The following is a 14416-nucleotide window of genomic DNA, read 5'->3' on the forward strand; positions in this document are numbered from 1 at the left end:
ATAAAGTGTCAGGTTTCGGCAGAACTTACAATCGGATGTAGCCTACTAGCTCACCTGCGCTCGACCCGGATGCAGGTACTACGGCGAGCGCATCGGCGCTAGCGAAAGCTGTGAGCATGTGTGATTTCCGGTGTTCGAGGGGAGTTAATTCGCCAGAGTTCAGAGCGCACGGCAAAATAAGGGCGGTGCCGCCGCGTCCTGCCTGCGCATCACGTGCCAGTGGGGCTGTCGGTAGTGTTCTTAACTCTCTTTGGCAAGCACCATCGAGTAGCGCTGGAAGATACGAATACAGCGAGGTATAGGCGGCAAGCGGGTTGCCCGGCAGCCCTAGCAGGATGCGGTTGCCCGGCAGGAGTGCCGCCAGGGCGGGGTGTCCCGGACGTACCGAAACCGACTCAAAGACATAGGTGGCTCCAATTTCTGCCAGAGTATCGCGCACCATATCAACGCCTGAGGTGCTGGAGCCGCCGGTGACCATGAGCACCGGCGCGTCGGTTGTTTGAAGCCACGAGGTGAACGCTTGTGCCTCATCGGGGAGGCGACGAGACTGAACAACTTGGGCGCCGAGGGTGCTTACCATCGGTTGGACAGCGCCCATAAAGGCATCGCGCACTTCGCCCGGCCCCGGCACGCCAGAGGTAATGATCTCATTACCGCTAAAGGCAACAGCTACACCCACCGGCTCATAGACGTCGACCTCATCAATGCCGCCCACAGCTAAAGCGGCTGCTAACCGCGGCGTGACGCTGGTGCCTGAGCGGGCAAGCAAAGCACCGCGATCCAGCTCTTCGCCAGCTCGGCGAATATCTTTTCCAGCAGCTGGCTCGCCATGCTCCGAGAAAAGCAGGGTAGCAGCATCCTGCTGTTCTAGTCTGGCGTGCTCACTGCGTACAATGCTCTCACAACCCTCAGGAATCAGCCCGCCCGTGAAGATGGGGGTGGCCTCTCCGGCTGCCAGCGCAACGGTGAGCTTGTGAATATTCTGGGTGCTGTCATCAGGATAATCAGGGATTTTCAGCGTCCACGGTGAGCGACCAGCAACTGCGTAACCGTCCATTGCTGAAGAATCATAGTGAGGCACCGGCATCGGCGATAAAACATCGCGCCCAAGCACATACCCAATGGCATCGTGAACCGTGAGCGTCATAACCGCGGGTGAAAGGCGCGCGCGGGCAATCTCGAAGAGAGCGGCACGCGCTGAATCCCAGTCGATAGAGGCAGGATGGTGCATGAAAGCCTTCTGTTCGTTCTTCTAAAGTTGACGGTCAAACCCGGTGGCTCGGGCGGATTCCCACGTATCAACATCATCGGTTGACCCGGCGGGCAACTGTACGATCGCAGGAGACAGCGGACGCAGGGCAAACCGAACAGAGCAATCCGTCATATCGCTAGACAGCGCCTGAACTAGCTGAGAAGTGCGATAAATGCCGACAAGGGGCTGACGTATGCCTTCAGTTTCACCCATAAAACCCAGCACATCGGGAGCCGCGTCGGTAGTTGCCTCCACAAGCGCGGTGAAAGCCGTCGAAATATAGGGCATATCTACGCTGAGAATAACCGTCCACTCAGCGGGTGAACCCAAGGATGCGAGGCGCGAAGCACCTGCCGCCAACGCTGCTGCCGGTCCGGAGAACGGTGGGTCTTCACGCGTTAGCAGCACATTTTCAGAAACCGGCAAATCAGCTGGGCCAACCACAATCGTGTGACGGGCATCGGACACTGCCTTTATTGTGGATGCAAGTAACGTTTTTGATCCGTCAGACAGTAGAGCCTTTGGGGTGCCACCGAGTCGGGAGGAGCGTCCACCGGCAAGAATAATCGCGTTAAAATTCACGCCAGACACCGCGATTTATCCTCCAGCGAATGGAGGCAGAACATCTACACGGTGCGCGTTCTCAAGGGACGTGGTAAGGTCGGTGGTGCTCACACCGTCTACCAAAAATGAGCATCGCGTGAGGACGTCGGCAAGTCCCATAGCGCCGGTGTTCTTGCCTTCAAAATCTCGGCCCAATACATCGATCAGCGCGCCGAGGGAAGGACTCGACAACTGATGATGCTGAACCGTTGTCTGCGCCGTTCCTGCGGCAGCACGTGCAGCTGCAAAAAAATGAACGTCCATATTAGCCTCCAATAGCACTCATCGAGCGTTCCGGCTGAACAAAGTCCTCAGCCTCAAAACCAGCACTGTTCTTACCGTGAGCCGCGGGCTTATTCCACATAGCATTTTGCCAGATAGCGGCAACCTCTTCATCGGATGCGCCGCTGCGCATTGCACCCATCAAATCGGTCTCGGTCAGCGAGAAGAGGCAACTTCTCACCTTACCATCTGAGGTGATGCGGGTGCGGGTGCAGGCCGCGCAGAAAGGCTCTGTCACCGAGGCAATAATGCCCACCTGCCCCAGCACGTCGGGACTACCCATGGGGCGCACGTCCCAAAGCATCGCCGGTGAGCTTTTACGTGGTGCCGGATGCGGCGTTAAATCGTATTTGATAGAGAGCTGCTCTTTAATGTCGTGAGCGGTAATTAAGTTATCGCGATCCCACTGGTGGTCGGCGTCCAACGGCATCTGCTCAATAAAGCGCAACTGGTAGCCGCGTCCTAGGGCCCAATCGACAAGCTCCGGAGCCTCGTGGTCGTTCACGCCGGGCATCAGAACAGCATTGATCTTAATGGGTTTGATGCCGCGAGAGGCTGCGTAATCGATACCTTTGACGACGTCATCAAGACGGTCGCGGCGGGTGAGCTTGGCGAAGGTTTCTTTGCAGATGGTGTCCATCGAAACATTCAGGCGGGTTAGACCAGCATCAATGAGCTCATCAATCTTCTTCTCCAGTCCCAGACCGTTAGTCGTTACAGACAGGGGAACCTCAGGAAACTCCTGACGAATCTGGCGCAGAATAGTGGGAAAATCAGCGCGAACCAGGGGCTCGCCGCCGGTAAAACGGATCTCTTCAACGTCGAAAGTGCCAATACCGATGCGAGCAATACGCACTACTTCGTCAGCTGTGAGCAACTTGGACTGAGGCAACCAGTCGAGACCTTCTGCCGGCATGCAGTATGTACAGCGTAGATTGCACTTATCAATGAGTGAGATGCGCAGGTCTGTCGCGACTCGTCCCCACTGGTCAATCAGCTGAGAGCTGCCCTGCTTGGCGTTGGGGCGGTTGCGCGGTGGCATAGCTATTGCACCGAGGTGTTGAGGGGATGAGTTCATACACACACCTTTGCACGTGAAAGAAAGAAATTTGCATATGGTAGGTATATTTAGACTAGCCGAATTGCAGTCAACATACCATCCGCGTCATTATACGTAAGTTTACTTACGAAAGGGAATGTCTGTTATGAACACAAAGGTAGCACTGGGCGTTACCGCCGCGATTTCAGGGGCAGTCTTAGCGGGATGCTCACAAGGGGCTGACTCTCAGATAAAGGCCGATTCTCCCGGCGAAGCGTCTTCTACCGCGCCTATCATTGTGTTTGCTGCTGCCTCGCTTAATGCCGCTGGAGATGAGCTTGAGAAGAAATATGAAGAAACCCACAACGTCGATGTGCAGATTAATTATGCGGGTAGCTCAACGTTAGTGCGCCAATTGGCGGATGGTGCACCCGCTGATGTGCTGATTACTGCGGATGCTGCAGCTATGGAAAAAGCACATTCTGAGGTGGATTCGCTGGAGAAGGATACCGAGGTTATTGCTACTAACCAGCTCGTTTTGGTCACAGCTCCCGGTAATCCTAAAAATATTCAGTCCATTCAAGACCTGCAGCGCGAGGATGTCGTGACTGGTATCTGCGCCTCTGACGTGCCGTGCGGACGCTTGGCTACCACTGCTCTTGATAAAGCAGGGGCGACGGTGTCAACCCGGTCAGAAGAAATTTCCGTCAGCAAAGTTGCGACAAAGCTTTCAAATGGTGAGGTGGACGCCGGTTTTGTCTACACCACCGATGCTCGTAATATCAAAGACGCACGGGTTATCGAACTTGCTGATGTTCCGCCTAATGAATACCCGATGGCGCTGACCTCGCAGGGCGAATCGAACAGCGCAGCGACGGATTTCGCGCAGTGGCTCAATTCAGCTGAAGCCCAATCTGTCTTGGAAAAATACGGATTCGATAAGGCACAGTAATTGTCTTCATATTTCAGACATGCCCATTCCTTGGTTCCGCGGTGGTTTTATGGCGCCGCGCTTCTTGGCGTGTGCTTGACTGTTGGCCCTTTCGTGGGATTAGCGGTAGCTATCCCGTGGGGTCAGCTTTCTGAACTGCTGGCGAACCCGCAGGTGAAAGCGGCAGCGTTGCTGTCGGTGAAAACCGCGGTTGCCTCCACCCTCGTGTGCATGATTATTGGTGTGCCCCTCGCTATTGTGCTGGCGCGGGTGCTACCGCGCACCCGCTGGAGTTCAATCAGTAACGCTCTGTACGCTCTCATCTACGCGCCAGTAGTGCTGTCGCCCGTAGTATCGGGACTTGCGCTGGTTTATTTTTGGGGGCGCAAAGGACTCATCGGACACTGGCTCAACGAGTTGGGCTTCACCGTTACCTTTACACCGATTGCCGTGGTGCTGGCACAGGTCTTTGTTGCCTTGCCCTTTTTTGTAGCAACCTACGTCAACGTGCTAAGAACCGTACCTGTAGAGTTCGAAGAAATTGCGCTCACCGAAGGGGCAAACGCCTATGATATTACCTTCCGCGTATTGCTGCCCGTCACCGGATTTGGTCTAGCCACCGCATCCTTGATGAGCTTTGCGCGAGCGCTGGGCGAATACGGTGCAACACTCATGTTCGCTGGAAATCTAGAAGGTAGAACGCGTACCTTGCCGCTCAATATTGAGCTGATGCTCTCCTCAAGCGACAGCGCAGGTGCCCTGGGGAGCGCACTGGTCATGATCGCAATCTACCTCTTACTCATCGGGGTTTTTGCACTAACCTTGATAGTGCACAAGAAGGGGGCATGATGCTTTCTGCTGAAGATAATTTTTCAGAACTATTTTCTGCGCACAACGAGTCTCCACAACAGTATGCGCAACGGCTTACCGCCATACTGCAACGCGTTGCCTTCCTTGCACCGCATCGTGTGCCGCTTGCGGACGCTTTAGGGCAGGTTTTAGCTGAACCCATTGATGCCGCACTGGATTCACCGTCTTTTGATAACTCTCAGATGGACGGTTATGTTCTCACCGCGGCAGATGCTCTCTCTGATGCGCGAGAGTTTACGGTGGGGCACGATATTCCCGCAGGTTTTCAAGGTTCTGTTGACGTTTGCGCCCGCGCCGTTCACCCTATTATGACCGGCGCACCGATTCCTCAGGGCTTTAGCGCTGTAGTTCCGGTGGAACGCTCACAAGCAGTGGATTCTGAGGTGGATGCCCAGGGATTTGTTGCAGAAGGAGGACGCGTGCGCCTGCCCGAGGTAGAGCCGGGCACTTTTGTACGAACCGCGGGCGAGGACATTAGACGCGGCACTCGATTAGTAGATGCAGGTACCGTTCTTGGCGCTGTTCATCTTGGCGTTTTGGCGGGGCAGGGCATCGGTGAGGTTCTCGTGCACCGACGTCCTCGCGTCCTGGTGTATACCGGCGGTGAAGAAGTCCAGGCAGATTCTGACTCTTTGCAGGCCGGTAAAATTTACGATGCGAACGCGCCGCTTCTTACCGGGCTGCTGGCTGCTGACAAGATTACTGAGGTAACGGCTCGTCGCATCACTGATGATGCAGAAGAATTCCAAGGTATCCTCGCCACCGATAGCGCAACATATTCGCCGGATCTCGTGGTGACCTGCGGTGGTATTAGTGCTGGGCGCTATGAGGTTGTGCGTAACGCTCTCAACGCCCTAGCGAAAAAAGGGGAGGCTGACTGCTGGTTTGGGCATATCAGCCAGCAGCCCGGTGGGCCACAAGGTGTAAGCGTGCTGTCGCTTACCGAACAACGAATCCCTGTCATCTCATTGCCGGGTAATCCCGTAAGCACTCTGGTGACGTACACACGGGCGGTCCGCGTTGCCTTGAACGCTGTGTACTTTCTTGGAGTCACTGATCAGCCGGTGACGGCTCAGCTCTCTACGACTGATACGGTGAAAGGGCTGGATGCTAAAACCCAGTTCAGGCGCGGCACCACAACGATGGGCTTCCTCCCCGATGGAGCCGCTGTCCTCACAGCTGAAATAAAGGGTGGGGCGGGGTCGCACCTCTTGCATGCCGCCTCAGAATCGAACTGCCTGATCGAACTAGAACCCGGCCGCGAGTACAAGAATAAGGACGCGGTGCGTATCTGGTATTTACCGGACTAAAACTACTTCACCTCAAACCCATACGACCTCACGAAAGACTAAGATGACTTCGGAAAACCTCACCCATGTTCGTGAAGACGGTAGCGCTCACATGGTAGATGTAACAGAAAAAGCAGTCACCACCCGCACGGCAATTGCAGAGGGCTTTATCTACACGCGTCCCGATGTGATTGAGAAAATTTTTGACGCAGACTTGCCAAAGGGCGACGCGCTGCCGGTAGCACGTGTTGCTGCGATTATGGGTGCTAAGAAAACGCCCGAGATTATTCCGCTCTGCCACCCTTTACCGCTGGGCAAGATTACCGTGGACTTTGATCGCGGTGATAACTACGTTCGCGTTGAAGTTTCCGTGAAAACACGCGGCGTGACGGGGGCGGAGATGGAAGCCCTGACCGCCGTCTCAACCGCTGCACTAACTGTCTTTGACATGATTAAGGCGGTTGATAAATACGCAGTCATAGAAGGAATCCGAGTGCTCGAAAAATCGGGCGGTAAATCGGGGGATTGGTCAGTGACGGATAAACCTGCAAGCGAGGGTAAATAAATGACGGCACGTGGCACAGCTTTAGTGATTGTCGCGTCCACTCGTGCAGCTAAAGGCATTTACGAAGATAAGTCAGGACCTATTGCGGTGAACTGGCTTCGTGAACAGGGGTTTGAAACGCCCGATGCCGTTGTGGTGACCGACAATGACTTTCCTGCCTACTTTACTCAACTGGTCGAAGACGGAAATCTGCCCACTATCATCTTGACCTCAGGTGGTACCGGGTTAAACTCCGATGACCGCACCGTTGAGGCTGTCCGCACGTACGTGGATAAAGAAATACCCGGGATTATGCACGCATTTTGGGCGCGTGGATTGCAGAATACTCCGGCGGCGGTTCTCTCACGCGGCATCGCGGGAGTTATCGGCAGGACGTTTGTAATGACCCTGCCCGGATCTCGCGGGGGAGTGCGCGACGGTGTAGACACTCTAGAACCAATTTTGAGTCATATCCTGTGTCAGATGGAGGACTACCATGATCACTAATCCGCACCTCGAAAAATATCCTTTAACAGAGCCGGCGCAGTCAGCGGTGGTGCACACCGATATCATCGCTGAACCTCTCGAGCCTTTTTCCACTCAATGGCGCGAGCAAGTGATGACGGATGCGATGGGTGGCCTTGTTATTTTTGACGGTATCGTGCGCAACCACGATCACGGTGAGTCGGTGCGCGGTCTTTCGTATTCCGATCATCCTTCATCGAAAGACGCCATCGCGCAGGTGGCGCACAAAATTGCAGGTGAAGTAGACGGCGTGCGAATCTTGGCAGTGCACCGCGTTGCAGATATCCCCATCGGGGAATCCGCCTTGACGGTGATGGTTGCTGCAGCCCATCGCGGTCTAGCTTTTGAGGTCTGCGAGAAAGTCGCAGACACTATCAAAGCCGAAGTACCAATTTGGAAAGAACAGACACTCACAAGCGGAGACGTGGAGTGGGTAGGAATTGACTCATGAGCGTAGAAAACTTCAGTTCTATTGAAATTCAGCTGTACCGTCGCCAGCTTATTCTGCCGGAGTGGGGAGCATCAGCCCAGAACGCGGCTAAAGAATCTCACGTAGCTGTGATTGGTGCCGGGGGATTGGGCGCGCCCGCTCTCTTGTACCTGGCGGCTGCTGGTGTGGGAACCATTACCGTGATTGACGATGACAGCGTCGAAATTTCTAATCTGCATCGCCAGGTGATTCACACGTTTGCATCCGCTGGTAACTCCAAGGCCGAGTCTGCGGCACTGGCAATGCGCTCGCTGAACCCTACCGTGCGCATCAACGTCCTTAAAGAACGCCTCACCGAGAATAATGCGGCAGAGCTGTTGGACGGCGCGGACGCTGTGCTCGACGGTAGCGACAACTTTGAGACGCGTTATATTGCCTCGGCAGCCTGCGCACAATTGCAGATTCCGCATGTGTGGGGCGCGATTCTTGGTTTTGATGCTCAGATGAGCGTGTTCTGGTCAGGGCGAGGTCCTGTCTATGAAGACCTGTATCCCCAAGCGCCGGAACCCGGCTCTGTTCCTAACTGCGCGACTGCTGGCGTCCTCGGCGCGCTTGCCGGTGTGGTGGGTACTTCTATGGCGCTTGAAACCCTTAAGGTGCTCACCGGTGTTGGTACGCCCCTAATGGGTGAAGTTGGTTATTACTCCGGTCTTGAAGGACGCTGGGAATACATTCCTTTGCTGGCTGGGGACTCGGATGGTCAAGAAAAAGAATCGACTCCTATCACGGTTTCCGAATCGGAAGCAAATAATGCGGAAGAAACGTCGCGAGAAAGCGTCATAAATAGTCATAATTCAAAGAGTGACGCAGTGCTCAGTGGAGAAAAAGGTGTTCGCGAAGTTGACTTTGAGCAGGTAAAAAAGGAGCTTGAAGAAGGCTCGGTTTATCTGTTGGACGTGCGTGAACTGCATGAACATGAGGCTGTGAGTATCCCTGGTTCTCACCACTGGGCGCTGAGTGAAATTCGCTCGCTATCTGGTAAAGGTGCACTCAAGGGCGATATTCCGCGCCATTTGGGGGATGGTGGCAATCAAGTACTCGTTTACTGTGCCGGTGGTGTGCGCTCGCTAGAGGCTGCGCACCTACTCTCAGAGGTTGCCGATGGCGAGTTTTATTCCCTGCGGGGTGGAATTAACTCCTGGTTTGAGAATGCTTGAAGCGTAAAGTTTTGATGAATTAGGTCATATTTTTATTTGGTATTTTTTATGCCGAATAATTTATATTCTGGTCTGTATGACTCAGACTTCCCACGCACCCGGACCAGACGGCCCGATCTCGGACCGCCTCATCAAATTTGGCAAGTTCTTCTCCAAATGGGACGAATCAGAAGATAGTCGTACCGTCTACCGTAAAGGTGGACGAAAAGGCGATGTTTTCTACCGCGACCGTTGGAGCTACGACAAGGTTGTTCGCTCAACCCACGGCGTTAACTGCACCGGTTCCTGCTCCTGGCAGGTATTCGTCAAAGACGGTGTGATTACCTGGGAAGCTCAGGCAACCGACTATCCCACAGTTGGCCCTGACCGCCCCGAATATGAGCCTCGCGGTTGCCCCCGCGGCGCTGCATTCTCGTGGTACACCTACTCACCAACCCGCGTGAAGTACCCCTACATTCGTGGCCCCCTGCTGGAGATGTACCGCGAAGCTAAAGCGCGTTTGGGCGACCCCGTCGATGCGTGGGAATCCATCGTGACCGACCCCGAAAAGCGTCGTCGCTACACCAGCGCACGAGGCAAGGGCGGTCTGGTTCGCGCTACCTGGACCGAAGCTCTTGAAATCGTAGCTGCCTCACAAATTCACACCATCCGCACCTACGGCCCCGACCGCAACATCGGCTTCTCACCGATTCCTGCAAAGTCCATGGCATCACACGCATCCGGCGCTCGCTACATTGAGCTCATCGGCGGCGTCATGACATCTTTCTACGACTGGTACGCTGACCTTCCCGTAGCATCACCGCAGGTATTTGGTGACCAGACGGACGTTCGTGAGTCAGGCGACTGGTGGGACGCAACCTACCTCATGATGTGGGGCTCGAACATCCCCGTTACCCGTACCCCCGATGCGCACTGGATGGCAGAGGTTCGCTACCGCGGAACCAAGGTCGTCACCGTGTCACCGGACTACGCTGATAACACCAAGTTTGCCGATGAGTGGCTTCCCGCTCAGCCCGGTACCGACGCTGCACTTGCAATGGCGATGGGTCACGTCATTCTTAAGGAAAATTTTGTCGATCAGCGCGTTGAATTCTTTGAAGACTACGTCACCACCTACACCGACTTCCCCTTCTTGGTTCGCCTTGAAACCCGCGAAGACGGTGGAAAGGTACCTCACAAGTTTGTGAAGGCATCCGACCTTTCCATTGGTGAGGGCCAGGCAGATGCGGACTTCAAGACCGCTTTGATTAACCGCGATAACGGCGAAGTCTTCATTCCCAACGGCACCATGGGCCACCGCTACAACGAGCAGGACATGGGCAAGTGGAATCTTGACCTCAACGGCATCAAGCCCGCTCTGTCGATCAACGACGTTCCCGGTGGCGCTACCGGCGTAGCCGAAATCAAGATGCCTGCCTTCGATACCCCGAACGGTGATGGTTACGTTGTTTCACGCGGCGTTCCCACTATCAACGTCGAAGGTATGGAAGTCACCACTGTCTTCGATTTGATGCTGGCGCAGTACAGTGTTGGTCGCCCGGGCTTGCCCGGTGACTGGGCAAAGGGTCTAGACGATGTTGAAGCTCAGTACACCCCTGCATGGCAGGAAGAAATCACCTCGGTTCCGGCAGAAGCTGTCATTCGCGTAGCTCGCGAATTCGCGAAGAACTCCATCGACTCTAAGGGTCGTTCTATGGTGATTCTCGGTGCTGGTGTTTGCCAGTGGTATCACGGTGACGCGACCTACCGCGCGATTCTCGCTCTGCTCATGATGTGTGGCTGCGAAGGCCGCAACGGTGGTGGCTGGGCCCACTACGTTGGTCAGGAAAAGGCTCGCCCCATTACTGGTTGGGCTAACATGGCGAACGCACTTGACTGGATTCGTCCTCCGCGCACCCAGGCAGGTACCTCTTTCTGGTTCATGCACACTGACCAGTGGCGCAAGGACGGTTACTCCTCGGATTCCGTTCAGTCACCGCTTGCGAAGGGTGAGCTGAAGGGCGTACACACTGCAGACATTGTTGCCCGAAGCGCACGCATGGGCTGGATGCCGTTCTACCCGCAGTTCCCCGAGAACTCGCTGGATTTGGCGGACAAGGCGGCAGCTGCCGTCGATGCCGGTGCCGCTGAAAATCCCGCGTCGTACGTTGCAGACCGCCTGAACTCAGGCGATCTTGAATTCTCCGTTGAAGACGTCGACAACCCCGTCAACTGGCCGCGCACACTCATGCTGTGGCGCAATAACCTTCTGGGCTCATCGGCTAAGGGCGAAGAGTACTTCCTCAAGCACCTGCTCGGCACCCACAACAATGTGCTGGGCAACGGTGACTCCGACGTACACCCGCGCGAAGTCAAGTGGACCGAAACCGCACCCGAAGGCAAGCTGGACCTGCTGGTCACCGCGGACTTCCGCATGACCTCATCAACCCTGTCCTCAGACATCGTCTTCCCGACCGCAACCTGGTACGAGAAATTCGATATCTCATCAACCGATATGCACCCCTACATCCACGCTTTCACCCCGGCTATTGATCCGCCGTGGGAGGCAAAGACTGACTACCAGACCTTCAAGGAACTGGCATACGTCTTCTCAAAGCTGGCGGCAAAGCACTTGGGCGCTCGCAAGGACGTTGTTTCGGTGCCGTTGCAGCACGATACCCCCGGTCAGATCGCTCAGCCCGGTGGCCACGCTCCTGACTGGAAGAACCAGGGCATCAAGGGCGTCCCCGGCAAGAACATGCCGATCTTTACCGTGGTTGAGCGCGATTACCCTGCTCTGTACGATATGTACACCTCGGTGGGTCCGCTCATGTCAAAGCTTGGTACCACTACCAAGGCTGTGACCGTTGATGTGAACCCGCAGCTCAAGAAGCTGGCAGAAGAGCACGGCGTGATGAACTCCGGTAAGGGGCAGGGACTTCCTGCTCTCGACACCGTTGAGAAGCTGGTTGATACCATTTTGGCGCTCTCCGGTACCTCTAACGGCCCCGTTGCTATTGAAGGCTTCAAGCAGCTTGAAAAGCGCGTTGGCAAGAAGTTCGTGCACCTGGCAGAAGGCAACGAAGAAAAGCGCATCACCTTCCGTGATACGCAGGATCGTCCCTGCCCCGTGTTCACCTCACCCGAGTGGTCAGGTTCAGAAACCGGCGGTCGCCGCTACGCACCGTTCACCCTGAACATCGAGCAGCTCAAGCCCTTCCATACCCTCACCGGTCGTATGCACTTCTTTTTGGATCACGACTGGATGAGCGAAATGGGCGAGCAGATGCCGACCTACCGCCCGCCGCTGGATATGCACCAGCTCTTTGGTGCCCCTGTTCTGGGGGAGCAGACCGACGAGGTCACTATCGCGGTTCGCTACATGACCCCGCACAACAAGTGGTCCATCCACTCCTCATACCATGACAACCTGTACATGCTGGCACTATCTCGCGGTGGTTCGCACGCATGGATCTCACCCCAGGACGCAGAACGCATCGGAGTCAAGGACAACGACTGGATTGAGTGCATCAACGACAACGGTGTCTTTGTAGGACGCGCGGTCGTTTCGCACCGTCTGCCGCAGGGCGTCGTCTATGTGCACCACGCACAGGAACGCCTGGTTGACATTCCTAAGTCCGAAACCACGGGTAAGCGCGGCGGTATTCACAACTCCGTCACCCGCATCCTGGTTAAGCCCACCCACCTTATTGGTGGTTACGCCCATTTGGCATACGCCTTCAACTACTTGGGCCCCACCGGTAATCAGCGAGATATCGTTTCAGTCATTCGCCGTCGTAAGCAGGAGGTAACCTACTAATGCGAGTTATGGCTCAAGTTTCTATGATCATGGCACTGGATAAGTGCCTTGGTTGCCACACCTGTTCAGTCACCTGTAAGCAGGCGTGGACCAACCGTACCGGTACCGAGTACGTGTGGTTCAACAATGTTGAGACCCGTCCCGGTCTTGGCTACCCCAAGCGCTACGAGGACCAGGAGCGCTGGAAGGGTGGCTGGGAGCTAAATAAACGTGGTCGCCTGGAGCTCAAGGGCGGTAACCGCTTCAAGAAGCTCTTCACCATTTTCGCGTCCCCGGTTCAGCCCGAAATGAGCGACTACTACGAACCGTGGACTTACGAATACGAGAACCTGACCAACGCTCCTTTGGGCGATGACTTTCCGGTTGCAAAGCCTAAGTCTTTGATTACCGGTGAAGACACCGCTATCGACTGGTCGGCAAACTGGGACGATGATTTGGGCGGTACCTATGCTACCGGTCACCAGGATCCCATTGTTGAGAAGATTCGCACAGAGTCAGAAGAGAAGATCAAGTTCGAATTCGAAAAGACCTTCATGTTCTACTTGCCGCGCATCTGCGAGCACTGCCTGAACCCCTCTTGCATGGCGTCCTGCCCCTCAGGTGCTATCTACAAGCGTGAAGAAGACGGCATCGTGCTCGTCGACCAGGATCGTTGCCGCGGTTGGCGCCAGTGCATCACCGGCTGCCCCTACAAGAAGATTTACTTCAACCACAAGAGCGGCAAAGCAGAGAAGTGCACCTTCTGCTACCCCCGTATCGAACACGGTATTCCTACCGTATGTGCTGAAACCTGTGTTGGTCGTATGCGCTACATCGGTATCTTCTTGTACGACGCTGACAAGGTTACCGAAGCAGCGTCCGTACCCGATGAGAAGGACCTCTACCAGTCACAGCTCGATTTGATGCTTGACCCCTTTGACCCGACAGTTATTGCCGAGGCGAAGAAGAGCGGTATTCCTTCATCATGGATTGATGCGGCTCAGAAGTCACCTGTCTACAAGCTGGCGAAGGTCTGGAAGATTGCGCTTCCGTTGCACCCCGAGTACCGCACCATGCCCATGGTTTGGTACGTACCGCCGCTGTCACCGATTATCGATCTACTCAAGGAACAGGGTCACGACGGTGAGTCCAAGGATAACCTCTTCGGCGCCATCGACTCCCTGCGTATTCCCGTGGAGTACCTGGCTGAGCTCTTCACTGCCGGCGATACCGGCATCATTGTTGACGTTCTCAAGAAGCTTGCTGCGATGCGTTCGTACATGCGTGATATCACCTTGGGCAACGTGGGTGATGAGTCCATTGCTAACGCTGTGGGCATGACCGGAGAAGAAATGTACGAGATGTACCGCCTCATGGCAATCTCAAAGTACTCCGAGCGTTACGTGATTCCTTCGGCTCACATGGAAGAAGCACACAACCTCGAAGAAATCGGTTGCTCGCTGGATGGCGACGGCGGCCCCGGCATGCTGTACGACGATGCCTTTACCGGCATGGGCGACCGTCCCGTACCCGTTTCAGCAGGATCCTACGCAAACACCGCGCGCGCTGACGGCAAGGTCGACATCTTCATGTGGGACGGCAACAGCCGCCCCGACGCGATGTTCCCTAACACCAGCGGCTCAAAGAAGGCGTAGC

General features: G+C 55.4%; 13 protein-coding genes. 9 read left to right on the top strand and 4 right to left on the bottom strand.

The annotated features are described in order from the left end of the window. Nucleotides 1-25 precede the first annotated feature (25 nt). The 4 genes from HF984_RS04780 to moaA are packed head-to-tail and all read right to left on the bottom strand — an operon-like array spanning nt 26 to nt 3215. Entirely contained in the window at nt 26-1231 is a 1206-nt protein-coding gene (locus HF984_RS04780; RefSeq protein WP_168614542.1) for a molybdopterin molybdotransferase MoeA, read from the bottom strand. Nucleotides 1232-1252: 21 nt separating this feature from the next. After that, complete coding sequence (mobA, locus tag HF984_RS04785; protein ID WP_168614543.1) at nt 1253-1843, bottom strand: NTP transferase domain-containing protein; 591 nt, start codon at nt 1841-1843, stop codon at nt 1253-1255. Nucleotides 1844-1849: 6 nt separating this feature from the next. Further along, complete coding sequence (locus tag HF984_RS04790) at nt 1850-2119, bottom strand: MoaD/ThiS family protein (protein WP_168614544.1); 270 nt, start codon at nt 2117-2119, stop codon at nt 1850-1852. Between the two features lies 1 nt (nt 2120). Then, nucleotides 2121-3215: a GTP 3',8-cyclase MoaA gene (moaA, locus tag HF984_RS04795; RefSeq protein ID WP_168614545.1), complete on the bottom strand. Its 1095-nt coding sequence runs from the start codon at nt 3213-3215 to the stop codon at nt 2121-2123. 127 nt (nt 3216-3342) lie between these two features. Between moaA and modA the strand changes: the two genes are divergently transcribed. From modA to narH, 9 genes are all read left to right on the top strand, one after another. Further along, on the top strand, nt 3343-4128 hold the full coding sequence (gene modA / locus HF984_RS04800; protein ID WP_168614546.1) for a molybdate ABC transporter substrate-binding protein: 786 nt from the start codon (nt 3343-3345) through the stop codon (nt 4126-4128). A 69-nt stretch (nt 4129-4197) separates the two neighbouring features. After that, nucleotides 4198-4956: an ABC transporter permease gene (locus tag HF984_RS04805; protein ID WP_228008221.1), complete on the top strand. Its 759-nt coding sequence runs from the start codon at nt 4198-4200 to the stop codon at nt 4954-4956. Beyond that, nucleotides 4953-6287, top strand: coding sequence for a molybdopterin molybdotransferase MoeA (locus HF984_RS04810; protein ID WP_168614548.1), 1335 nt, complete (start codon nt 4953-4955; stop codon nt 6285-6287). The genes HF984_RS04805 and HF984_RS04810 overlap by 4 nt, the downstream gene beginning before the upstream one ends. A 43-nt stretch (nt 6288-6330) precedes the next feature. Beyond that, nucleotides 6331-6831, top strand: coding sequence for a cyclic pyranopterin monophosphate synthase MoaC (gene moaC / locus HF984_RS04815; RefSeq protein WP_168614549.1), 501 nt, complete (start codon nt 6331-6333; stop codon nt 6829-6831). Beyond that, nucleotides 6832-7317, top strand: coding sequence for a MogA/MoaB family molybdenum cofactor biosynthesis protein (locus HF984_RS04820; protein WP_168614550.1), 486 nt, complete (start codon nt 6832-6834; stop codon nt 7315-7317). Next, complete coding sequence (locus tag HF984_RS04825; protein ID WP_168614551.1) at nt 7307-7786, top strand: molybdenum cofactor biosynthesis protein MoaE; 480 nt, start codon at nt 7307-7309, stop codon at nt 7784-7786. Before HF984_RS04820 ends, HF984_RS04825 begins: the two co-directional genes overlap by 11 nt. Further along, nucleotides 7783-8982, top strand: coding sequence for a ThiF family adenylyltransferase (locus HF984_RS04830; protein WP_168614552.1), 1200 nt, complete (start codon nt 7783-7785; stop codon nt 8980-8982). Before HF984_RS04825 ends, HF984_RS04830 begins: the two co-directional genes overlap by 4 nt. A 76-nt stretch (nt 8983-9058) precedes the next feature. Next, nucleotides 9059-12781: a nitrate reductase subunit alpha gene (locus tag HF984_RS04835; RefSeq protein ID WP_168614553.1), complete on the top strand. Its 3723-nt coding sequence runs from the start codon at nt 9059-9061 to the stop codon at nt 12779-12781. Then, on the top strand, nt 12781-14415 hold the full coding sequence (narH, locus tag HF984_RS04840; protein ID WP_168614554.1) for a nitrate reductase subunit beta: 1635 nt from the start codon (nt 12781-12783) through the stop codon (nt 14413-14415). Before HF984_RS04835 ends, narH begins: the two co-directional genes overlap by 1 nt. Nucleotide 14416 lies beyond the last annotated feature (1 nt).

Source organism: Rothia terrae (assembly GCF_012396615.1).
In the GTDB taxonomy this organism is placed as follows: domain Bacteria; phylum Actinomycetota; class Actinomycetes; order Actinomycetales; family Micrococcaceae; genus Rothia; species Rothia terrae.